Below are 23708 nucleotides of genomic sequence, written 5' to 3' on the forward strand. Positions count from 1 at the left end.
AAGAGTTTTTTGAAAAAATAATTTTACAGAATATGAGAATGCAAACAAAACACCGGAAAAGTTCAAAAAAGACTGAAAAATAAGCGAATAACTCACAAAAAAGTATAAAACGACCGCGCGGTCTTTATTGATAATTTCCTGTTTTCTATTCCGACTCGCTAAGAGCCGCCCTATGGGCGGTTGCTCGCTGGACGCCCACTGCGGTGGGTGTATCCATTTTCAATTTGCTTCGGTTGTGCTATAATCAAATAGCTATGAAACGAAAGGAGAGTGTGCCATGCGGATCTGGACCGGACGAGCGGGAAGCGGCAAGACAACGGCCATCCTGCGGGAGATCGCGGCGCTGAGTGAAAGGGGAGAGGGACGGCAGATTCTGCTCGTGCCCGAGCTGAACTCGCACCTGATGGAGCGGCGGCTTGCCGCGGCCACGCACAACCACGGCGCACGCACGGCCGAGGTGCTGACGTTCTCACGATTGGCTGACCGTGTGTTCTCTGAGGTCGGCGGACTGGCACAGCAGATGCTGACACCGGCAGGTCAGCTTTTGACCTTGCAGGAGGCGGCACGCCGTGTGCAGGGCGGGCTGAGTGCGTGGAAGGGTCTGGCAGACAAGCCGGAGCTGCTGCAGGAGGCACTGCGGCTGATCGACGAGTGCAAAACCTGTGCAGTCGCACCGGAGACGCTGTTTGCGGCTGCCGAGGAGAGTGAGGACGCTGTACTTGCAGAAAAATTGTCCGACCTTGCACAGATTTTGACGGCATATGAGCGCCTGTGCGATGAGTCCCTGCCTGACCCGAGAGACCGTCTGACACACCTGCGCGACCGTCTGGCAGAAAGTCACACGCTGGACGGCGCAGCGGTCTATCTGGATGGATTTCTCGGCTTTACCGTGCAGGAAAGTGCAGTAGTTGATGCCATGCTGGCGGCAGGTGTGCCACTCTCTGCGGCGGTAACCTGTGATACGGATTACCCGGAGATTTTCCTTACCGGCTGTAAAACAGTGCAGAAATTAACACGGATGGCAAAGCATCATAACCAGACGGTCGAGCGCATCGAACTGGGCGAAAGCAAGGTGGCCCGACCGGAGGGACTGGCTGCGCTCGAACGCGAAAGCCTGTTGCCGGTGCGCACCCCGCAGGAGAGCGCAGCCGGCGTTCGTTTGTACGAGGCGGCTTCACCGTTTGACGAGTGTGAGCATGCAGCGGCTTACATTCGGCGCAAGGTGCGGGACGAAGGCGCGCGCTGCCGCGATTTTGTGGTTGCGGCACGCGATATCGAGCCGTACAGCGCGTTCCTTGCAATGGCGATGGCGCGGTACGACATTCCGGTGTTCCTCGCGGAAAAGCCGGATCTGCTGTCCCGTCCGCCGATGGCGCTGGTCACGAATGCACTGGAAGCGGTGCGAAATCACTTCCGATATGAAGATCTGTTCTCCTGTCTCAAGACCGGACTCGCGGGCTTGGATTGGGACGAAATTGACAAATTAGAGAACTATGTGCTCACCTGGAACATCCGTGGCGGAGCATGGGAACGCGAGTGGACCGAGCATCCGGAAGGCTACGGTCTATCCATCGACGAGAACGCGAAGGCACAGCTTGCCGAGCAGAACACACTCCGCAAACGGGCAATCGCGCCGTTCTCCGCACTGCGCGAGGCACTTGCAGGTGAGCAGCCTGCAGGCGACTGCGTGCGTGCGCTCTATGCATTTCTTCTCGCGGTGGATGCGCCGCAGCGCATGACTGACCGCGCCGCCGGACACGAGCAGGCGGGCCGTCTGCAGCTGGCTGACGAGTACCGCCAGCTGTGGGAAATCCTGGTCTCTGCGATGGAGCAGTTTGCATGGGTGTGCGGTGATATGCCGCTGACGCTCGACCGTTTCGCGCAGCTGTTCCGGCTGGTGCTCGGCGAGTATGATGTGGGTACGATTCCGGTTTCGCTCGACCGCGTGACCTGCGGCAACATCGAGCGTGCGTGTACGGAAAATGCGAAATATGTCATCCTGCTGGGCGTCAACGACGGCCTGATACCGAAAACCCCGTCCTCGACCTCGCTGTTGAGCGACATGGACCGCGACAAAATGGACGCGCTCGGCGTGGAACTCAAAGCCTACGGCGAGGAACGCCTGCTGATGGAGCAGGAAACGCTCTATCGAGCACTCGCGTGCCCGACGGACGAGCTGCTGCTGACGTATCATACCATCGACGCAGGCGGCGGTGAAACGCGGCCGTCCTACTTCGTAAACACAGTGCGCGAATTGCTGCCGGATGTGCCGTTTTCCACCCACCGGACGGAGACCGTGCGTGACCGCCTGCAGGCAGAACGACCGGCGGTCGAACTCGCGTGTGCGTATCTTTCGGGCGACCGGACAGCCGCCGTGCGGGCTGCCTATGACTACTATAAGGATGATGAGCGCGTCAAAAACGCGCAGGCGCAGCGGCGCGGCAGAGGACCGCTGAGCAGTCCGCACACGATTGACGGATTGTACGGAAAAAGCCTCAATCTGACCGCTTCGCGTGTGGATACGTTCTATTCCTGTCGGTTTGCATTCTTTATGCAGTATGGTTTGAAGGCCAAGCCGCGCCGCGTGGCGAAGTTTGATGCGCTCTCGACCGGCACGTTCATCCACTATGTGCTCGAGCATGCGCTGGATGCTCTTGGAAAGTGCGAGGGCGGCGCCGCCCATGCCGATCAGCCGACCGTGCGCAAAGCCTGCCGTGAAGCGGTACGGCAGTATGTCGCGGAGGAACTGGGCGGCTTGGAGAACAAAACCGCGCGTTTCCAGTACCTGTTCCGCCGACTGGTGCGCGCCGTGGAGCAGATCCTCGACAACGTGATCGAAGAACTTCGCGTATCCGACTTTGCGCCGATCGACTATGAGCTGGACTTCTCGCGCAGCGGCGACCTGCCGCCCGTGCAGTGTGAGGACGGCGATGTGTCGGTTTCACTCTCCGGCAAGGTGGACCGCGTGGACGGCTACATCAAAAACGGCCGCCTCTATCTGCGCGTTATGGACTATAAAAGCGGAAAAAAGTCATTTTCGCTGTCCGACATCTGGTATGGACTCAACATGCAGCTTATCATCTATCTGTACGCGCTGCAGCAGGAGGGTCTTGGCCGCTATCGTGCCCGCCTGACTGCCGAGCTGAACGAAATCGTACCGGCGGGCGTGCTGTACGTTCCGGTGCGCGATGAGCTGCCGGACGCGGCGCGCGACACGGACGAGGAAGGGCTGCGCATCCTGCGCGATAAGGCGCTGCGGCGTTCGGGTTTGCTGAGCGACGATATGTCGCTGCTCGAGGCAATGGAGCACGGTCTGGAGGGTGACGGACGGTTTATTCCGGTCTCTATCAAGACCAGGAAGGGCGAGGATGAGCCGACGCTTGCCGCCAAGTCTGCGGTAGCTGATCTGGCGAAATTCGGCAGACTGGCACGCTACACGCAGAAAAAGCTGCTCGAAATGGGACAGGCTCTGCGAAACGGCAGCATTGAAGCCGACCCGCGCAAGACCGACCGCAGCTACTGCGAATGGTGTGATTTCCGGGCAGCCTGCCGGTTCGATGAGACCGCCGGAGACAAGATGCGCTGGCTGAAAAACATCAAGGACAAGGAATTCTGGGAGCAGTTAGGAGGGGACGACAATGCCGAAGTGGACACCTGATCAGCAGACCGCGATCGACGACCGCGGCGGCGCACTGCTGGTTTCAGCGGCAGCCGGCTCGGGCAAGACAGCCGTGCTGACCGAGCGTGTGCTCCGGCGGCTGACGGACGAGAACGATCCGGTCGATATCGACCGCCTGCTGCTGGTTACCTTTACCAATGCAGCGGCAGCCGAAATGCGTGAGCGAATCGGTGCGGCCCTCGGTGCGGCCGTAGCCGCAAACCCGCGGGATACCCGTCTGCGGCGGCAGCTGTTCCTCGTGCACCGCGCGAAAATCACGACTGTGCATGCGCTGTGCCTGTCGCTCGCGCGCGAGCAGGCGGCGGTGCTCGGCATCGCGCCCGACTTTCGCCTGATGGACGAAAACGAGGGCAAGCTGCTTCGCGCCGAGGTGCTCGAAGAAGTGCTCGACACGGCCTACGAGCAGGCGGACGAGAAGTTTTTCGCGCTCTGTGACCTGCTGACGGCGGGGCGCGACGATAAAAAGCTGGGCGAGGTCATTCTCGGCACCTACGAGAAAATTCAGGCGCATCCCGATCCGCGGGCGTTCCTTGAGGACGTGCGTGCGGGGTTGTACACGCGCGGCATGGACACGCCGCACGGCTGTGTTCTGCGCGAGCAGGCAAGGTCGGCGGCACAGCACGGTGCGGCATTTCTGCACATGGCTGTGGATGAATTGACCGGCATTGACGAGCTGGCGGACAACTATCTGCCCGCGCTGACGAGCGACTTAAATCAGGCCGAGCGTCTGCTTGATGCGCTGTATAACGGCAGCTGGGACGACTGCGTGAAGGCTGCCCGGTCGATCTCGTTTGACCGACTCAAGGCCGCGAGAAAATTTGAGGACAAGGCGTTCCTCGAGCAGATCAAGGCCATGCGCGAGGAGTGGAAGGGCGTTGCCAATAATATTCGGGAGAAATGGCTGACCGTCACCGCAGAAGAGGCGGAGTACGACCGTGGCCTGACAGCACCCGCGCTGTTCGCGCTCATCGACATGGTAAATGCCTTCGACGATGCCTTTACGGCAGCGAAACGTGCAAGAAATGCTGCGGATTTCAACGATTTGGAGCACTTTGCCGTGCGTCTGCTGTACACAGACGGCAAGCCGTCCGCACTGGCGAAAACCATGTCCGAGCAGTTCACCGAAATTGCGGTAGACGAGTATCAGGACACCAACGCCGTGCAGGATGCCATCTTCCGCGCACTCTCCAGAGACGAGACCAACCTGTTCATGGTCGGTGACGTCAAGCAGAGCATTTACGGCTTTCGACTGGCGGACCCGTCCATTTTCCTGGAGAAATACCGCAGCTTCGGTGAGGCGGCGGATGCCGCCGACGGGCAGCCGCGCCGTGTTGTCCTCGGGCAGAATTTCCGTTCGCGGGCGGCTGTGCTGGACGCGTGCAACTACCTGTTTGCCGCCGTCATGGGCGAGACCGTGGGCGACCTCGCGTACACGGACAAGGAGGCGCTGCACCTCGGTGCGGACTACTATCCGGAGGCCGGAAACGAGCGGTACAAGACCGAAGTCCTGCTCGTGGATGCGGACGGACTCGGCGAAGACGATGATGCGCCGGACAAGACCGAACTCGAAGCGCGGCTTGCCGCGAAGCGGATTCGTGCGTTGCTCGATGAAGGCTTTCCGGTGACGGACAAGCAGACCGGAAAGCTGCGTCCGGTCACGCCGGGTGACATCGTAATCCTGCTGCGCTCGCCCAGAAGCAAGGCGCCGACCTACATTGCGGAGCTGGAGCGTATCGGCGTAACAGCCAGCGCCGAGCAGCGCGGCGGCCTGCTGGAGACTGCCGAGGTCGGCACGATGGTGTCGCTGCTCAGCGTCATTGATAATCCGAGGCAGGACGTTGACCTTATCGGTGTGATGCGCTCGCCGCTGTTCGGCTTCACCGAGCAGGAACTGGCAGATATTCGCCTTGTGGATCGCAAGATCAGCTATTATGACGCGCTTCTGCAGTCGCGAACGGATTTCCCGAAGGTGGAAACCTTTCTGCAGCGGCTGGACTTTCTGCGCACTTTTGCGTGCGATCAGCCGGTGTACCGCCTGCTGTGGGAAATTTACGATCAGACCGGTGCACTCGGCCTGTACGGCGCGCTGCCGAACGGCGCACAGCGCCAGAGCAACCTGCTGACATTCTTCGAGCGGGCGCGCTCGTTTGAGGGACAGGGCTTCCGCGGCCTGTTTGACTTTGTGCGCCTGCTGCGCGGCATGCTCGAGCAGGGCGAGGATTTCCAGACGGTCGGTGCCGAGGCCACCGGCGGTGCGGTCCGCATTCTGTCCATCCACAAGTCCAAAGGACTGGAATTTCCGGTCGTTATCGTGGCAGACTGCGCCAAGCAGTTCAACGACAGCGACCTCAAGGAGCCGGTGCTCGTGCACCAGAACCTCGGCTTCGGCAGCAAGTGCCGCGACCGTGACCGCGGTGTGCAGTATGACACCGCCGAGCGCATTGCGGTCTCGGTGCAGATGCGCCGCGAGATGATATCCGAAGAGCTGCGCGTATTATATGTAGCGATGACGCGCGCCAAGGAAAAACTGATTCTGACGGCAGCCACCGGCAGTCTGCGGAATTCGCTGAAAAAATGGTCGCTGCTGGCATCGCTCGATGAGCTGCCGCAGTACGCCATGGGCGCGGTGCGCACGCCGCTTGCGTGGATTCTGACACCGCTGCTGCGGCATCCGTGCGCGCGTGCGTTCCGCGAGGAGTATGCGCCTGAGGTGCCCGAGCACGGCACGGACAATGACGCATTCACGCTCAAGGTGTATTATCCGAGCGACCTGCAGCCGCAGGAAACTGAAATCCTGCGTTTCGAGGACAGGGAGACCGGCAACTGCACCGTGCAGCCGCACTTCGACTACCCGCATGCTTACCTCGCGGATCTGCCGAGCAAGCTGACCGCCACCGGTGTCGGCCGCGGCTACCGCGCAGACGAGGCCGCCGAGGAGACACCGCCTCCGCGGAAGGAGGTGCAGCTGCGCGCGCCGCTGTTCGAGCAGGGAGAAAAAAAGCTGACACCGGCCGAGATCGGCACAGCACACCACCTGTTCATGCAGTTCTGCGACTTTGACGCCGCCTGTGCGCCGAACGGCGTGGAAAACGAGCTGAACCGTCTGGCGGAAAAGAAGATTTTGTCCACAGAACAGGCGCATGCTGTGGATAAACGCAAGATCGAACGGTTTTTCGCCTCCGACCTGTACAAAACCTTTATGGCGGAAAACAAGGTGCGGCGTGAGTTCAAGTTCTCCGTGCTCGTTCCGGCGCAAGCGTATTTTCCGGTTGCGGCGGACGCACCCGAGGAAAATGTGCTCCTGCAGGGTGTTATCGACTGCCTGATCGAAACCAGGGACGGTTTTGTTATCCTTGACTTCAAGACCGACCGCATCAAGAAGGGCGGTGCGGTCGAGAGAGCCGAGCAGTACCGTCCGCAGCTGGCCGCCTACGCGCGTGCCGTGCATGAGATTTACGGCAGACCGGTCCGCGCCTGCGTGCTGTACTTTTTCCACACCGGCGATACCGAATGGGTGTCGCTTGACGAGGACTGACAGCATTTGACCGCCCGGCAGTTAAGAGCGTGTTAAGATTCATTTGCATGCATTGACATTGCGGCCGCACGATGGTAAATTGAGTACAACAAAAGCGAAGGGGCACCGGAAAAATACCGGACGGCTCCGCAGGACTTCAATATGCCACCATCATTCATTCCTCATTTCCAAATGAAAAATCCGCAGACGGGAACGTCTGCGGATTTTTCTATCTCTAATCTATCGAAAAGGAACAGGCTATATCAATTAAGCGCGATAGCGCGCATAAAATAGAATTTACTGTGCAAATTCGTAGCCCGTAGGCCTCTATCCTTAAAAATGTTTAATGAGAGCAAACCGGGAGCATGTATCGGCGCAGCGCGTCCAAGAATCCGCGCAAGGATAGCGCAGGTTTTACACCCTGAGAGGGAGAAAGTTTCCGTATGGGAACTTTCGGACAACTTTGGAACGGCCCACGGTCCGTTCCTGCGTGTCGGTGAAACTGTAGTTCCGCGACAGTTTATTGCACGGATTGCATAACACGCATGCGGCAAAAATCGTGAAAAACCGTCATATGCCCGCTTTACTTTACAGGGCAAAAAGGATATAATAAACTTAACTATCAAAAACGACCTATTTGGAGAAAAGGAGAACGACGAAATGGCGTATTATTTCAGTGAACCTTCGCATACCTTTAACGAATATCTGCTGGTACCGGGGTATTCCTCTGCGGAGTGCATGCCGGCGAACGTAAGCCTGCGCACACCAATCGTTAAGTACAAAAAGGGCGAGGAATCCGCGCTGTATGCCAACATTCCGATGGTTTCTGCAATCATGCAGGCGGTATCGGATGATCGTATGGCGATCGCACTGGCGCAGGAGGGCGGTATCTCCTTTATCTTCGGTTCGCAGTCGATCGAGAGCGAGGCTGCCATGGTTTCCCGCGTAAAGAGCTACAAGGCAGGCTTCATCGTATCCGACTCCAACGTAAAGCCGGACACCACCCTTGAGGAGGTTCTCAAGCTGAAGGAGCGCACCGGTCACTCCACCATGGCTGTTACCGATGACGGCACCGCTAACGGCAAGCTGCTCGGCATTGTCACCAGCCGCGACTACCGCGTTTCCCGCATGGAGCGCAGCGTTAAGGTTGAGGAGTTTATGACTCCGTTTGACAAGCTGATCACCGCTCCGGCAGATACCAGCCTCAAGATCGCAAACGACATCATCTGGGACAACAAGCTGAACTCTCTGCCGCTGGTAGACGACAAGCAGCACCTTGTTTATATGGTATTCCGCAAGGACTACGACAGCCACAAGGCAAACTCTCTTGAGCTGCTCGATGAGCACAAGCGTTATGTAGTCGGCGCAGGCATCAACACCCGCGACTACGCAGAGCGTGTTCCGGCACTGGTTGAGGCGGGCGCAGACGTTCTCTGCATTGACTCCTCCGAGGGCTTCTCCGAGTGGCAGAGCCGCACCCTGTCCTGGGTACGCGCAAAGTACGGCGACAGTGTAAAGGTCGGCGCGGGCAACGTTGTTGACCGTGAGGGCTTCCGTTTCCTCGCTGAGGCCGGCGCGGACTTCATCAAGGTCGGCATCGGCGGCGGCTCCATCTGCATCACTCGTGAGCAGAAGGGCATCGGCCGCGGTCAGGCTACCGCTCTGATCGAGGTTGCAGCCGCTCGTGACGAGTATTTCGAGGAGACCGGCATCTACATTCCGATCTGCTCGGACGGCGGTATCGTTCACGATTATCACTGCACGCTGGCGCTGGCTATGGGCGCTGACTTCCTCATGCTCGGCCGCTACTTCTCTCGTTTTGACGAGTCCCCGACGAACAAGGTCAACATCAACGGCAGCTACATGAAGGAATACTGGGGCGAGGGTTCTGCCCGTGCCCGCAACTGGCAGCGCTACGACATGGGCGGCGACAAGAAGCTGTCCTTCGAGGAAGGCGTTGACTCCTACGTTCCGTACGCAGGCTCGCTGAAGGACAACCTCGGCCTGACCCTGAGCAAGGTACGTTCCACCATGTGCAACTGCGGCTCTCTGTCCATTCCGGAGTTCCAGAAGAAGGCAAAGATCACGCTGGTATCCGCAACCTCGATCGTCGAGGGCGGCGCACACGATGTTGTGCTCAAGGAAACCTCATCTACGAGCAAATAAGCATAGTTTACTCACAAATTGCCCCACAGGTTATCTCTGCGGGGCAATTCTTATCGGAAATGAGATTGCATGAAGGGGGAGGGGCGCTATGCCTCAGAATAACAAGCCGGGACGCCGTCTGCTGCGGCAGCTGTACGGCTCGTGGTATCGCGTGCGGCATAATATCAGCATTTTTGTGAGATGGTGCCTGTTTGCGGTAATCATCGGCGTGGTCGTCGGCGCGGTCGGCGCGGCGTTTGAGCACGCGCTTGAATGGGCGACCGAAACCCGGCAGGAGCAGAGCTGGACACTGTATTTTCTGCCGCTGGTCGGTGTTTTCATTGCGTTCTGGTACAGTAAAATGGATATGCCGCTTGAGCGCGGCACTAACTTTATCCTGACCTCGGTGCGGCAGGATCATCCGGTACGGCTGCGGCTTGCGCCGAGCATCTTCATCACCTCGGTGCTGACCCATCTGTGCGGCGGCTCTGCCGGACGAGAAGGTGCGGCGCTGCAGCTCGGCGGTGCGATTTCGGGCAATATCGGACATCTGATGCACCTGGACGACAAGGATTCCCGCACAATCACCATGTGCGGCATGGCAGCGTGCTTTTCGGCGCTGTTCGGCACGCCGCTTGCGGCGAGCGTGTTCGCAATGGAGGTTATCAGCGTGGGCGTGATGTACTACGCGGCGCTGTTTCCGTCCATCCTTGCGAGCGTGATCGCGCATCAGGTAGCGCTGCAGCTTGGCGGCGGCACGACCGCGTTTACGCTCTCCGGTGTGCCGGGAAATACAGATGTGCTGCTCATTGTAAAGCTGGTGGCGTTCGGCGTGGTCTGCGCCGGACTGAGTGCGCTCGTGTGCATCATCTTCCATAAAATCGGCCATCTGTTCAAGCATTTTCTGCCGAATCAGTACGCGTGCATCGCGGTCGGCGGTGCTGTCGTTGTGCTTATCAGCCTGCTGCTCGGCACCCGAGACTACAACGGTGCAGGCATGCAGGTCATTGAACGCGCGATTGCCGGTCATGCGGCCTACGAGGCGTTTTTCCTCAAGCTGGTGCTGACGGCGATTACCATTGGCGTCGGCTATAAAGGCGGTGAGATCGTGCCCGTGCTGTTCATCGGTGCGACCTTCGGCGCCGCCTACGGCGGATTTTTCGGTCTGGCGCCGTCCTTTGCGGCCGGTCTCGGCATGACGGCTGTGTTCTGCGGCGTGACAAATTCGCCGCTCACATCCATCCTGTTGGCGTATGAGCTGTTCGGCGGTCAGAGCCTTTCGCTGTTCGCGCTGGTCATCGCCATCTCGTATATGCTCTCCGGCTACTACGGCCTGTACAGTGAGCAGAAGATCGTCTATTCCAAGCTCCAGCCGAGATATATCGACCGAAAAACCAAATAATCACACTAAGCTGAATTGTAGAGCGGGGTGACCTCAGAAGGTGAATTGCCCGAAAGGCAAGAGAAGCCACTCTGGAGTGTCCCGCCCTACATCTTATCCTTCGAAAGGAACAAAACCAATGCAGAATTTCAAAGGTGCAATTTTCGACATGGACGGCACGCTTTTGGACTCCATGCCGGTCTGGAAACGACTGACACAGCGCTACCTTGCGCAGTTCGACGTTCACATCACAGACGCGGACTACGCGGTATGCGAGGGCTTTTCCCAGCCGCAGGTCGCGGAGTATTTTCTGAAACGCTATCCGAACCTGCCGCTGACCCAGCAGCAGATGCTCGACGGCATGGACGAGATGATCACCTCGCGCTACGAGACGATTGCCCGGCCGAAGGACGGCGTGATCGACTTTCTCGAAGGTCTGCGCGCACGCGGCGTCAAAATGGCGATCGCTACGCTGACGGCACGCCGCCACGCGGAGAAGGCGCTCATCGACCGCGACATGATGAAATATTTCGAGTTCATGCTCACCATCGAGGACGTAGGCGTGCCCAAGTACGAGCCGGACATCTATCTCGAAGCCGCAAAGCGTCTCGGTCTGACGGCAGAGGAGTGCATGGTGTTCGAGGATGCGCCGTATGCGGGCGTAACGGCGAAAAAAGCCGGTTTTGCGCTCTGCGGCATGGCAGAGCCCGCCTACGCGGAGGGCGAAGACACGCTCCGGCAGGTGAGCGATGTGTTCGTCGAGCATTCCTTTGCCGAACTTGCGGATAAATTGTAAAAAACACTTGCAATATAACGCATCATGTCCTATTATATATAGGAAAGAGAGTATGGAGCTGCGTTAGAAATCCTAACGCGGCTTCCTTTTACGTTGGGAGGCTGAAATTTTTGGAACAACAGAATAAAATGGGCACCGCCAAAATGGGTCCGCTGATCTTTTCGATGGCACTGCCGGCGATGATCTCCATGATTATCAACTCGCTGTACAATATCGTAGACAGTATCTTCGTGGCCAAGTATTCGCAGGATGCGCTGGCGGCGGTTTCGCTCGTATATCCGCTGCAGATGCTGGTCGTGGCGATCGGTGTCGGCACAGGCGTGGGCGTAAACTCACTCATTGCGCGCCGTCTGGGTGAAAAGCGCCAGAAGCACGCGGACTCGGCGGCAGAGCACGGCGTTGCGCTGGCGGTTGTTGGCGGCATCGCATTCTTCATCCTCGGCTGGGGATTTTCGGGTGTATTCGTTGGCGCATTCGGTGCGAGCGAGGCGGTTTCGGCTTACGCTATCCAGTATTCGCACCTTGCGGTCGGCATGAGTATTTTTGTTATGATCTCGATGATGTGCGAGAAGATCCAGCAGTCCGGCGGCAACATGATCATCCCGATGTGTCAGGGCCTGACCGGCGCCATCATCAACATCATCCTTGACCCGCTGATGATCTTCGGCATCGGCCCGTTCCCGGAGATGGGCATCCGCGGTGCGGCGCTCGCGACCGTTATCGGCCAGATCTTCGGCATGGCGCTTGGTCTGTGGGGCGTGTTCCGTCAACAGAAGGTGCTGAATGTCAACATGCGCGAGTTCAAGTGGCGCGGACAGACGATCAAGGACATTTACCGTGTCGGCCTGCCGGGCATCGTCATGCAGAGCGTGGTTTCGGTTATGACGGCGGGCATGAACGGCATTTTGATTGCCTTCTCGCAGACGGCGGTCAACGTACTCGGTGTGTATTTCAAGCTGCAGACCTTCGTCTTTATGCCGGTATTCGGACTCAATCAGGGTGCGCTGCCTGTCATGGGCTACAACTACGGCGCGCGCAACCGCAAGCGCCTGATGGGTGCTTATAAGATCACGCTGACGGCGGCTGTCGTCATCATGGGTCTGGGTCTGGTGCTGTTCCAGCTGCTGCCCGAGCAGATGCTCATGCTGTTTGTGGACAAGTCCGATGCGGCGGCAGCACAGGAGATGATTGAGGTCGGCGTTCCGGCGCTCAAGACCATCAGCCTGTCCTTCCTCGGTGCAGCGTTTGGTATCATTAATTCCACAATGTTTCAGGCAACCGCACGCGGCATGAACAGCCTGATCGTGTCTGTCTGCCGTCAGCTGGTCGTTATCCTTCCGGCGGCATGGCTGCTGGGTCAGCAGTTTGGCCTGAATGCGGTATGGTATGCATTCCCGATCGCGGAGATCGCGGCATTCTTTATCTCGTATATTCTGCTCTGGCGCGAATACCGCACGGAGCTTCGATTCCTTGGTGTTGAAAGGGAGGCAAAGGCATGAAACGAATTGCCAGCTTTGAAGTAAACCATGACAAACTGAAGCCGGGTATGTATACCTCGCGTATCGACGGTGACATCACCACCTATGACATCCGCATGGTGTACCCGAATGCGGGCACTTACATCCAGCCGGCGGCGGGGCATACGTTCGAGCACCTGTTTGCAACGTATGCACGCAACTCGAAGTTTGCCGATCAGATCATCTACTGCGGCCCGATGGGCTGTCAGACCGGCTTTTACTTCCTTGTGCGCGATATGAAGCCGTCGGATGCGATTGCGCTCGTGCAGGAGAGCATGGCGTTTATCGCCGCTTACGAGGGCGAGATTCCGGGCGCGAGCCGCATTGAGTGCGGCAATTATCTGCTGCACGATCTGGCAGGCGCAAAGCAGCTTGCTGCGTCCATGATTCCCGTGCTCGAGGGCTGGAAAGAAGAAAATCTGATTTATGAAAAATAATGCTTGCATTTTCGGAAAACATGTGGTAAGATAATTTTACGACTGTTGGAGATATGTAAACATATCCGTGGAAAGAGGTGAAACAACATGAAACAGGGCATCCATCCCGACTACAAGCAGACCACGATCCGCTGTGCCTGCGGCAATGTCATTGAGACCGGCTCCACCAAGGAGAACATCGTCGTTGACGTTTGCTCCAAGTGCCACCCCTTCTTCACGGGTAAGCAGAAGCTGGTAGACACCGGCGGACGTGTTGATCGCTTCAAGAAGCGTTTCAATCTGGACAAGTAATGAGAAAAGCCATCGAAACGTGTTTTCGGTGGCTTTTTCGTTATCTGTTTGCAGATTGCGGAAGGGTGTTTGCGGCACAGGCGGTCTGGTGCGCTTGAACCGCGCAGGCGGTTCATCCTGTCCGGGCGGAAAGTTTTTCGCTGAACCTCAGCGGAGAGTTGCCGTCTGCGGACGGCAGGAGATTCGCCGTACCCACGGCGGTGGGCAAGAGGGTAGACACCTGCGGTTTCTACCCTCTTAACTCCCGTTTCCCTTTGTTTCTTAGCTTGGCGCAGACCAGAGACCGGCGACCGCTCCGAAATAGGGGTACGGCAGTCGGGTTACCCGTCTGTAGGGGCGCGCATTGCGCGTCCATTACTCGACCGATTCGCAGTTCTCGGATACCGTACTGCTACACAGGTGGTTTACTCTGCGCAGGCGCGGCATATCTGTGCCGCGCAACTCGTTTACGCGTTGTTATGGACAGCAACTACGAGTTTAATTTGATAACAGATGTTACCGCAGGGTGCGCTGACTTACAACGATAGGGCATTTTCTATATAACAAAAAATCCGCCACGGTTTGCCGTGACGGAAAAATATTCACTTTGTCTGCCTTTATATTACCGCAAATTGGACGGAAAATCAAGTCTTGTACGGTTTTGCGTTTGGGTGTAATAAATATAGAGGACAATTTAACAGCAAGGAGGAATTTTCCATGTCGTTTACCAATCAAACAGAAGAAAAGCAGATCGAACGGACGGTTCTGGTCGGTCTGTCGTGTCCGAGCTTCAACGCCGATCAGGATGCGGACGAGCGCACGATGGACGAGCTGCGCGCGCTGGCGGAGACTGCCGGTGCAGAGGCTGTTGCGATGACGCTGCAGCGCCGTCCGGCGCCGGATGCCCGCACGTTTATCGGTGAGGGCAAGGCGGAAGAGGTCAAGCAGCTTGCCGAGATGAACGACGCAAGTCTGATCTTGTTCGACAACGAGCTGTCGCCGTCGCAGATGAGCAATCTGGAAGAGCTGATCGGCCGCACGGTACTCGACCGCTCGGCGCTCATCCTCGATATTTTCGCGCAGCGTGCGCGCACCGGCGAGGGCAAGCTGCAGGTCGAGCTGGCGCAGTACCAGTACATTCTGCCGCGTCTGGCAGGTATGGGCAAGGCGATGAGCCGTCTCGGCGGCGGCATCGGCACGCGCGGCCCCGGTGAGAGCAAGCTGGAGAGCGACCGCCGTCACATCCGCAGCCGCATTGACAAGCTGCGCCGCGACTTGGAGCAGGTGCGGCAGGTGCGCTCCGTGCAGCGTCGCCAGCGCAAAAAGGCCGAGCTGCCGCTGGTTGCCATTGTCGGCTACACGAATGCGGGCAAGTCCACGCTGCTGAACACCCTGACCGGTGCGGGCATCGAGGCGAACGACCGCTTGTTCGATACGCTCGACCCGACCACGCGCAAAAAGCGCATTTCGGACACACAGGAGATACTCCTGTCCGACACCGTAGGCTTTATCCGCAAGCTGCCGCATCATCTCGTATCGGCGTTTAAGGCAACGCTCGAGGAGCTGGCGTATGCCGATCTGCTGCTGCATGTTGTGGACGTTTCGGACGAAAATTGGCAGATTCATGCACAGACTGTGGATAAGGTTGTGGCACAGCTCGGCGCACAGGATATTCCGCGCGTGATGGTGTACAACAAGGCGGATAAGTGCGATCCGGATGTCATTCCGTTCATTCGGCCGGATGAGGGCGTGAAGATTTCCGCAAAGAGCGGCGAGGGCATTGACGACCTGCTGACTGCCATCGAAAAGGCGCTCGGCAAGGGCAAGCATAAGGTAAAGCTGTGCATCCCGTACAGCGACGGCGCCGTGCTCGATATGCTGCACCGTGAAGCGCAGATCGACTCGACCGACTATGCCGCGGAAGGCACGATTGTCGAGGCGGTCGTGGATGATAAGACCTACGGCAGAGTTTCGACATACATTATGGATAATGAGTAATTAGTAATGAGAAATTAGAAATTAAGGTGCGCGAAGCGCATTTTGAATCATCGCGCATGGCGCGATACCGCAATTACTAACTACTAATTCCTAATTATTTAAGGATTTGCTGATGGAAAAAGACTACTTTGTGCCTTTTGCCGATTACGGCGAGGACAAATTTGAAGAAAAACGCTCCAAGTTCACCGGACGGCTGTGGCACGTTGAAACCGCCGAAGAGGCGGTAGCGAAGATAAAGGAGATGCGCGAGACCTACTGGGACGCGACACACAACTGCTACGCCTACATTCTCCGTGAAGGCAATGTGATGCGCTACTCGGATGACGGAGAACCGCAGGGAACGGCAGGCATGCCGATCCTCGAGGTGCTGCGCCACGAGAACCTGACCGACTGCGTTTGCGTTGTCACGCGCTATTTCGGCGGTATTCTGCTCGGCACGGGCGGATTGGTCCGCGCGTACACGCAGGGTGCGCAGGTGGCTGTCGCGGCGGCCGGTGCGCAGAGAATGAGCCTGTACACGGTGGCGCTCATCGCGTGCCCGTACAATCTGTACGAGATTATTCTGCACCTGCTGCCTGATCACGACTGCGCGGTCGAGGAGACCGACTACGGCGCGGATGTAACGCTGACCGTGACGCTGCCCGCCGGTCGGGAGGACGAGCTCAATCGGGCGCTTGCCGAAGCCACGGCAGGGCAGGTCTACGCCGAGGTCATGGAGACCCGATTCATGGGTCGGCGTGTCAAGTAAATATCGGCTTGCAAGGCTCACAAAATTCTGAAAAAATTTTTGTGAAAAAAAGAGGATTTTCAGATTTCGTTTCGTATAACTATTATGTGACGGATTCTCCGAGGCTGAGGAGGCGGTACATATGACCATTCGAGAGCAGAACGAACAGCGCGAGCACGCGGTGCTTGAGCCGTGGGCGACCTTTGCGGACAGCTCCGCAGGCAGGCTGCGCCCGATGGAACCGTGTCCGTACCGCACCTGCTTTCAGCGTGACCGGGACCGCATTATCCATTCAAAGGCGTTCCGGCGGCTGGGCAACAAGACGCAGGTATTTATCTCGCCGGAGGGTGACCACTACCGTGCTCGGCTGACGCATACGCTCGAGGTCGCGCAGATTGCGAGGACCATCGCGCGGGCGCTCGGACTCAACGAGGATTTGACCGAAGCGATCGCACTTGGACATGATCTCGGGCACACGCCGTTCGGCCACGCCGGAGAGGCGGCGCTTGACGAGGCTTGTCCATTCGGGTTTCGGCACAACGAGCAGAGTTTGCGCGTTGTGGATGTGCTCGAGGATTTGAACCTTACGCGCGAGGTGCGCAACGGCATTGTCTGCCATACTGGCAGGCGCAAGGCGAGTACGCCGGAAGGCCGCATTATCCACTTTGCCGACCGCATTGCCTACATCAACCATGATATTGATGACGCGGTACGCGCGGGCATTATCCGCGAGAACGATATTCCGCAGCATTTGAGGAAACGCCTGGGTGAGACGCACGGCAAGCGCATTGACACGCTGGTGACGGCGATGATCGAGTACGGTCAGCGGTATCTGGAGATCGGCATGGACGAGCAGATGCACGCGGACATGATGGAGCTGCGGCAGTTCATGTTCGATCATGTGTACCACGGCACGGCTGCACAGCGCGAGGAAAAACGCGCAAAATCCATGCTGCGCAGTTTGTATGAATATTTTATTGAGCATCCCGACGAGCTGCCGGATGATTACTTCGTGCTGCAGGCCCGGGGGGAGGCGCTCGAGCGGATCGCGTGCGACTATGTTGCAGGCATGACCGACCGCTACTCGATAGCGGTTTATAAGAATTTATTTATTCCGAAAAGCTGGAATAAGATTGAGGATTAACGAAAATGGGTATCATATATTCGTTTTCGTTCGATAAATAGGGAAGGAGGGGCACGAAATGCCGTTTGACCGTATATTTCTGGACGAGCTGTCAGCGCGGAACGACATTGTAGAGATCGTTTCGCAATATGTGCAGCTGAAAAAGAGCGGCGCGAACTATTTCGGTCTGTGTCCCTTCCACAATGAGAAAACCGGTTCGTTTTCGGTTTCGCCGGACAAGCAGATCTTTCACTGCTTCGGCTGCGGCGCAGGCGGCGGTGTCATCACCTTTATTATGAAGGCGGAAGGTCTGACCTTCCCGGATGCGGTACGCTATCTCGCCGAGCGGGCGGGCATGCAGATACCCGAACAGGGCGAAGCCGAGCGCAAAGCGGCGCGCCACAGAGAGCGTCTGTACGCGCTCTGCAGGGATGCTGGACGCTATTATTATGACACACTCTGGCGGCCGGAAAACCGAACCGCACAGCAGTATTTTATCAACCGAGGTCTGTCCCGAAGGACGATGAACCGTTTCGGACTCGGCTATGCACCGGATTCCTTCCACGCGCTCATCGATGCGATGACGGCCAAAGGCTACACGCGCGAGGAACTCATGGACGCCGGTCTGGTCAGCCGCAGCGAAAAGGGACATATTTACGACCGGTTCCGCAATCGTGTCATGTTCCCGATCATCGACGTGCGCGGTCATGTGATCGCATTCGGCGGCCGTGTGCTGGATGATTCCAAGCCGAAGTACCTGAACTCGCCGGAAACGCCGATCTTCCACAAGAGCCGCAATCTGTTTGCGCTCAACCTGTCAAAAAGCACGAAGAACGATTATTTTATCTTAGCCGAGGGCTATATGGATGTCATCGCGCTGCATCAGGCGGGATTTGATTCCGCGGTTGCATCGCTTGGCACCTCGCTGACCGAGGAGCAGGCGCGCATTATCGCGCGGCATACCGACCGCATTATCATCTCGTATGACGCGGACGGAGCCGGTCAGGCGGCGGCACAGCGCGCGATCGATATTCTGAAAAAATGTGATCTGCAGGTCAAGGTGCTGCGTATTCCGGGGGCCAAGGACCCGGATGAATTCATCAAGGCACGCGGCGCGGATGCGTTCCGCAATCTGATTGAACGCAGCGAGGACCACAACGCGTTCCGCATTGAACAGATCGCCGCAAAGTACGATCTTGAGGATGATGAAGCACGCGTGCTGTTCCTTAGAGATGCAGCGCGCATGCTCGCCGGCATCGAGAGCACCATCGAGCGCGAGGTCTACGCCGGACGTGCCGCCAAGATGGCAGGCGTGACCGCCGAAGCCATGAACGTTGAGGTTCGGCGCGAACTAGGCATTCAGCGCAAGCGGCGAAAGGCCGCCGAACGGCGTGAGATACGCTCTCCGGTCGGACTGGCGCAGCCGAAGGACAGGTCTCTGGCGTATACCGACATGAAATCCGCAAAGGCCGAGGAGAACGTGCTTAGACTTCTGTTCTCGGACCAGAAATTGATTGCCGTTGCCGAAAAGGACTTGCAGCCGGCGTGGTTTTCCGCACCGGTGCTGCGTAAGATATACGAGCGCGTGCTGGAGCTGAACCGAAACGACCAGATGGTCGATGTGCTGTCCTTTGAGGGATGGCTGGAGCCTAACGAAATGAGCCTGCTGTCCGCGATACTCGAACCCGGCATTCCGGCCGGAGAGCATCGAGGGGAACTGCAGGAATACATAAACACCATACGAATGCAGCGCGTCAAGGATGGAACCATTACGCAGGCGGGAGAGGACCCGCTGCTTACATTCGGACGCATCAAAAAACAAAACGCGGGAGGACAAACGATATGACGAAAGCAAACGCAAATGCAGCCGCAAACGCACAGGAGCAGCAGGCAGCACAGCAGCAGATCCTGCGCGACCTGCTCGCGCTTGGCAAGAAGAACGGCCGATTGACCCTCAAGGAGATCTCGGATGCACTGAGCCATCTGGAGCTGTCGAGCGAGGACATCGACAAGGTGTACGAGACGCTCGAGACCATGGGCATCGAGGTCGAGACGAACGGTGTGCTGGAGAAGGTCATCGGTGACGATGACGACTCCTTTGAGCCGGAGGAAGTGGAAGAGGTTCCGGAGGAAGAGCTGGTCGATACCTCTGCCATGGCTGAGACGTTCGCCATTGACGATCCGGTCCGCATGTATCTGAAGGAGATCGGTAAGGTCGATCTGCTGTCTCCTGAGGAGGAGGTAACGCTCGCAGAGCGCATGCAGAAGGGCAACGAGGCCGCAGAGCGTATCGCAAACGAAGGCGATGCCATTCCGGCGGAGGAGCGCGCACAGCTTGAGAAGGATATCAAGCTCGGCGACCGTGCAAAGAAGCGTCTGGCTGAGGCGAACCTGCGACTGGTTGTCTCCATTGCAAAGCGCTATGTCGGCCGCGGTATGCTGTTCCTCGATCTGATTCAGGAGGGCAACCTCGGTCTGATCAAGGCAGTTGAGAAGTTCGACAGCACCAAGGGCTTTAAGTTCTCTACCTACGCAACGTGGTGGATCCGTCAGGCGATCACCCGTGCGATTGCGGATCAGGCGCGTACGATCCGTATTCCGGTACACATGGTTGAGACCATCAACAAGGTTATCCGCGTTTCCCGCCAGCTGCTGCAGGAGCTGGGCCACGATCCCAGCCCGGAGGAGATCGCCAAGGAGATGAACATGCCGGTTGACCGTGTGCGCGACATCCTGAAGATCGCGCAGGAGCCGGTATCGCTCGAGACGCCGATCGGCGAGGAGGAGGATTCTCACCTCGGCGACTTCATCCCGGATGACGACGCGCCGGAACCGGCAGAGGCGGCCTCCTTTATGCTGCTCAAGGAGCAGCTCGTTGAGGTGCTCAAGACTCTGACGCCGCGTGAGGAAAAGGTTCTGCGCCTGCGCTTCGGCATCGAGGACGGCCATACCCGCACCCTCGAGGAGGTTGGCAAGGAATTCAACGTAACTCGCGAGCGTATCCGCCAGATCGAGGCAAAGGCGCTGCGTAAGCTGCGTCATCCGTCGCGCTCCAAGAAGCTGAAGGATTTCCTGAACTAAAGAAGCCCAAAGCCGCTTACCGACAGGTAAGCGGCTTTTTTATGGAAAACGGAGAATTGAGGATGGAGAATGCAACCGTTATGTTAATTCTCCGTTCTCAGTTACTGCGATATTCGAGATACCGCAAAAATGCTTGACCGCCGGAGATGCGTCTATCGTGTTGTAAAACTGCGGCAGAATATTGCCTGAGATCGGCGGAACGGCCAGCTGTGCAAAATGCCGTCACAGGCTTCCCTTTGTCAGATTGTGCGAAGGGTGTTTTTTCTTCCTTTGTGAAGTAGCACTAAAATTATATCATTTTATTTGTAAGAAATAAACAAAAGCGAGTGATTTTGCTGAAAATCTTTCAGAAATGCAAAAAACAAAGGAAAATTCGGATTTTTTATCAGAATGTGTGCGAAACGTACACTAAGTGGCCGCCGCTGTTATTCGACGGCGTTGTGAAAAATGCTACATGAAAATTGCACAAAAAACTGCTTGCATACCTGGTTTGTATGGTGTATAATAACGAAGAAGGGGAACGATCCAGCAAAGAGAGGATTGCTCCCGCGAAACAAAGCGCCCAGGAGTATAACGTGCCGGCAGGGCACGATGACAGGTTAGGGCAGGGGAGTGTAATATAAACTATGGCGAATTATCCGGTTAACAAGATCCGTAATGTATGTCTGATGGGTCACGGCGGCGACGGCAAGACCTCGCTGGTCGAGAGCCTGCTCAATATCGCCGGTGTAACCGACCGCGTTGGCAAGATCGCGGACGGCAACACGGTTTGTGACTTTGATCCCGAAGAGATCAAGCGCAAGTTTTCCATTTCCACGGCTGTAGCGCCGGTAGAGTGGAACGGCTGCAAGATCAATCTGCTCGATACCCCGGGTTTCTTTGATTTTGAAAGTGAAGTGCAGTGCGCACTGCGCGTTGCGGAGTCCGCGCTGATCGTCGCAACCGGCAAGTCCGGTCCGGGCGTCGGCACCGAAAAGGCTTGGGCTCACTGTGAGGAGCACGCAATGCCGCGTATGTTCTACATCTCCAAGATCGACGAGGAAAACTCGGATTACTATAACTCTCTGCACAAGCTGCAGAAGCAGTTCGGCGTATCGGTAGCGCCGATCGTTGTCCCGATTTTTGAGGGCAACCGCGATACCGTCGGCATTGTGGACTGCGTTATCCGCAAGGCGTACCGCATGGAAGGCAACAAGCGTGTCGAGATCCCGATCCCGGACAACATGAAGGACCGTATCGACCAGCACCGTGCAGCACTGTGCGAGAACATCGCCGAGCTGTCTGAGGACCTGATGGAGCGTTACTTCGCAGGCGAAGAGTTCTCGGATGAAGAGCTGATCGCCGGTATCCGTCAGGGTGTGAAGGATCTGGTTCTCGCGCCGGTATTCTGCGGCACTGCTGCAACCGGTATCGGCTCCTACGCACTGCTCAAGGGCATTGCGGACTACATGCCGTCTCCCGATGAAAAGCCGGTCGAGATCTGCGAGGACGAAAAGGGCGAGTTGATTGAGATCAACTGCACCCCGAACGGCTCTACCTGTGCATTTGTATTTAAGACGGTCGCTGACCAGTACGGCCGCTTCTCCTACTTTAAGGTTATGTCCGGCGAGGTCAAGCAGGATATGACGCTGGTCAACAAGCGTGCCGATGCAAACGAGAAGATGGGCCACATCTTCACTGTATGCGGCAAAAAGACGACCGAGGTTCCGGTGATCGGCTGCGGCGACATCGGCGCGGTTTCCAAGCTGGTTACCACCAAGACCGGCGATACGCTTTCGATGAGCGTTCGCAAGGTTGAGCTTGAGCCGATCGAGATTGCGCCGCCGTGCTACACGCAGGCAATCGCGCCTAAGGTAAAGGGCGTTGAGGAGAAGATCTCCACCGGTCTTGCTCGTCTGCATGATGAGGATCCGTCCTTCGATACCGAGTTCAACGCGGAAACCAAGCAGCACCTGATCTCCGGTGCCGGCGATATTCATCTGGACGTTCTGTGCTCCAAGCTGAAGGATAAGTTTGGCGTAGAGGTTACGCTGACCGACCCGATCGTTCCGTACCGCGAGAAGATCCGCAAGGCTGTTACGGTAGAAGGCAAGCATAAGAAGCAGTCCGGCGGCCATGGTCAGTACGGCCACGTTAAGATGGAATTTGCACCGTATGCCGAGGGCGATTACCTGTTCCAGGAGAAGATTTTCGGCGGTTCCGTACCGAAGAACTTCCATCCGGCAGTTGACAAGGGCATTCGCGAGGCGATGGAGCATGGCGTTCTGGCCGGCTATCCGATGGTTGGTCTGCGTGCAACCCTGCTCGACGGCTCCTACCACGATGTAGACTCCAACGAGCTGTCCTTCAAGATGGCGGCCCGTCTGGCCTACAAGGCTGGTATCCCGCAGGCAAATCCGGTTCTGCTCGAGCCTGTCTGCTCGCTCAAGGTCGTTATCCCGGATTCCTACATGGGCGATGTTATCGGCGATCTGAACAAGCGCCGCGGCCGCATCATGGGCATGAATCCGCTCGACGGCGGCAAGCAGGAGATCGTAGCCGAGTGCCCGATGGCAGAGCTTGGCGATTACGCGATCAAGCTGCGCTCCATGACGCAGGGCAGAGGCTCGTTTGTTTCCCAGTTCGAGCGCTACGATGAGGCACCGGTTCCGGTACAGGAAAAGGTTATCGCAGCGAATAAGGCTCGTCTGGAGGCGCTGAACAAGGAATAACATTCCCTGCATTTTGTGAAATTGAAACCGGCTGCGTGAGCGGCCGGTTTTTCTTTGGGAAAATTGAGATGTAATGATACGAAAATGGAAAATTGAAAATGGAGAATGGAAGATGAAATGTAATCGTAGGGCGGGGTACACCAGAGTGGCTTCTCTTGCGGCTTTGCCGCAATTCACCTTCTGCCTCACCCCGCCGGATGTAAATTCATCGGCAGCATTAATCTCGTAGGGGAGGCCATTGGCCTCCCGCACTATGGTTTAATGGATGCGTGGGCGACCACTGGTCGCCCCTACGGTTACACGATTGCAAGTGATTTACAAACGGCGGG

14 protein-coding genes are annotated in these 23708 nt (G+C 57.3%); all 14 read left to right on the forward strand.

Going from position 1 to position 23708, the window contains the following annotated elements; all coding sequences use genetic code 11:
* Positions 1–277 precede the first annotated feature (277 nt).
* The 14 genes from C7386_RS09565 (at position 278) to C7386_RS09630 (ending at position 23379) form a co-directional block, all read left to right on the forward strand.
* On the forward strand, positions 278–3658 hold the full coding sequence (locus tag C7386_RS09565) for a PD-(D/E)XK nuclease family protein (RefSeq protein ID WP_116705399.1): 3381 nt from the start codon (positions 278–280) through the stop codon (positions 3656–3658).
* Positions 3639–7214 (forward strand): helicase-exonuclease AddAB subunit AddA, encoded by a 3576-nt coding sequence (addA, locus tag C7386_RS09570; protein ID WP_110436296.1) that lies wholly within the window; start codon positions 3639–3641, stop codon positions 7212–7214. Before C7386_RS09565 ends, addA begins: the two co-directional genes overlap by 20 nt.
* A gap of 639 nt (positions 7215–7853) precedes the next feature.
* On the forward strand, positions 7854–9359 hold the full coding sequence (locus tag C7386_RS09575; RefSeq protein WP_110436297.1) for an IMP dehydrogenase: 1506 nt from the start codon (positions 7854–7856) through the stop codon (positions 9357–9359).
* Positions 9360–9447: 88 nt separating this feature from the next.
* Positions 9448–10740 carry a chloride channel protein gene (locus C7386_RS09580; protein WP_110436298.1) on the forward strand — a complete coding sequence of 431 codons (1293 nt, stop codon included), beginning with the start codon at positions 9448–9450 and terminating at the stop codon, positions 10738–10740.
* Positions 10741–10858: 118 nt separating this feature from the next.
* Complete coding sequence (locus C7386_RS09585) at positions 10859–11515, forward strand: HAD family hydrolase (RefSeq protein ID WP_110436299.1); 657 nt, start codon at positions 10859–10861, stop codon at positions 11513–11515.
* Positions 11516–11625: 110 nt separating this feature from the next.
* Positions 11626–13014, forward strand: a complete 1389-nt coding sequence (locus C7386_RS09590) for an MATE family efflux transporter (protein WP_116705400.1) — start codon at positions 11626–11628, stop codon at positions 13012–13014.
* Positions 13011–13469, forward strand: coding sequence for an S-ribosylhomocysteine lyase (locus tag C7386_RS09595; protein ID WP_110436301.1), 459 nt, complete (start codon positions 13011–13013; stop codon positions 13467–13469). Before C7386_RS09590 ends, C7386_RS09595 begins: the two co-directional genes overlap by 4 nt.
* Positions 13470–13556: 87 nt before the next feature.
* Positions 13557–13760, forward strand: a complete 204-nt coding sequence (gene rpmE / locus C7386_RS09600; protein WP_016147979.1) for a 50S ribosomal protein L31 — start codon at positions 13557–13559, stop codon at positions 13758–13760.
* A gap of 696 nt (positions 13761–14456) precedes the next feature.
* Positions 14457–15737, forward strand: a complete 1281-nt coding sequence (gene hflX / locus C7386_RS09605) for a GTPase HflX (protein WP_116705401.1) — start codon at positions 14457–14459, stop codon at positions 15735–15737.
* 112 nt (positions 15738–15849) lie between these two features.
* Positions 15850–16485 carry a YigZ family protein gene (locus C7386_RS09610; RefSeq protein WP_110436303.1) on the forward strand — a complete coding sequence of 212 codons (636 nt, stop codon included), beginning with the start codon at positions 15850–15852 and terminating at the stop codon, positions 16483–16485.
* Between the two features lie 121 nt (positions 16486–16606).
* Complete coding sequence (locus tag C7386_RS09615; protein WP_110436304.1) at positions 16607–17608, forward strand: deoxyguanosinetriphosphate triphosphohydrolase; 1002 nt, start codon at positions 16607–16609, stop codon at positions 17606–17608.
* A gap of 58 nt (positions 17609–17666) precedes the next feature.
* Entirely contained in the window at positions 17667–19433 is a 1767-nt protein-coding gene (dnaG, locus tag C7386_RS09620; protein WP_110436305.1) for a DNA primase, read from the forward strand.
* Positions 19430–20668 carry an RNA polymerase sigma factor RpoD gene (gene rpoD / locus C7386_RS09625; protein ID WP_110436306.1) on the forward strand — a complete coding sequence of 413 codons (1239 nt, stop codon included), beginning with the start codon at positions 19430–19432 and terminating at the stop codon, positions 20666–20668. Before dnaG ends, rpoD begins: the two co-directional genes overlap by 4 nt.
* A 626-nt stretch (positions 20669–21294) precedes the next feature.
* Entirely contained in the window at positions 21295–23379 is a 2085-nt protein-coding gene (locus C7386_RS09630; RefSeq protein WP_110436307.1) for an elongation factor G, read from the forward strand.
* Positions 23380–23708 lie beyond the last annotated feature (329 nt).

The organism is Agathobaculum butyriciproducens, assembly GCA_003096535.1.
GTDB lineage: Bacteria > Bacillota > Clostridia > Oscillospirales > Butyricicoccaceae > Agathobaculum > Agathobaculum butyriciproducens.

Coding starts and splice junctions, on each gene's coding strand:
- C7386_RS09615 (WP_110436304.1), top strand. CDS start 16,607: ATGACCATTCGAGAGCAGAACGAACAGCGCGAGCACGCGGTGCTTGAG.
- C7386_RS09610 (WP_110436303.1), top strand. CDS start 15,850: ATGGAAAAAGACTACTTTGTGCCTTTTGCCGATTACGGCGAGGACAAA.
- rpmE (WP_016147979.1), top strand. CDS start 13,557: ATGAAACAGGGCATCCATCCCGACTACAAGCAGACCACGATCCGCTGT.
- rpoD (WP_110436306.1), top strand. CDS start 19,430: ATGACGAAAGCAAACGCAAATGCAGCCGCAAACGCACAGGAGCAGCAG.
- C7386_RS09580 (WP_110436298.1), top strand. CDS start 9,448: ATGCCTCAGAATAACAAGCCGGGACGCCGTCTGCTGCGGCAGCTGTAC.
- C7386_RS09585 (WP_110436299.1), top strand. CDS start 10,859: ATGCAGAATTTCAAAGGTGCAATTTTCGACATGGACGGCACGCTTTTG.
- C7386_RS09565 (WP_116705399.1), top strand. CDS start 278: ATGCGGATCTGGACCGGACGAGCGGGAAGCGGCAAGACAACGGCCATC.
- C7386_RS09595 (WP_110436301.1), top strand. CDS start 13,011: ATGAAACGAATTGCCAGCTTTGAAGTAAACCATGACAAACTGAAGCCG.
- hflX (WP_116705401.1), top strand. CDS start 14,457: ATGTCGTTTACCAATCAAACAGAAGAAAAGCAGATCGAACGGACGGTT.
- C7386_RS09630 (WP_110436307.1), top strand. CDS start 21,295: ATGGCGAATTATCCGGTTAACAAGATCCGTAATGTATGTCTGATGGGT.
- C7386_RS09575 (WP_110436297.1), top strand. CDS start 7,854: ATGGCGTATTATTTCAGTGAACCTTCGCATACCTTTAACGAATATCTG.
- dnaG (WP_110436305.1), top strand. CDS start 17,667: ATGCCGTTTGACCGTATATTTCTGGACGAGCTGTCAGCGCGGAACGAC.
- addA (WP_110436296.1), top strand. CDS start 3,639: ATGCCGAAGTGGACACCTGATCAGCAGACCGCGATCGACGACCGCGGC.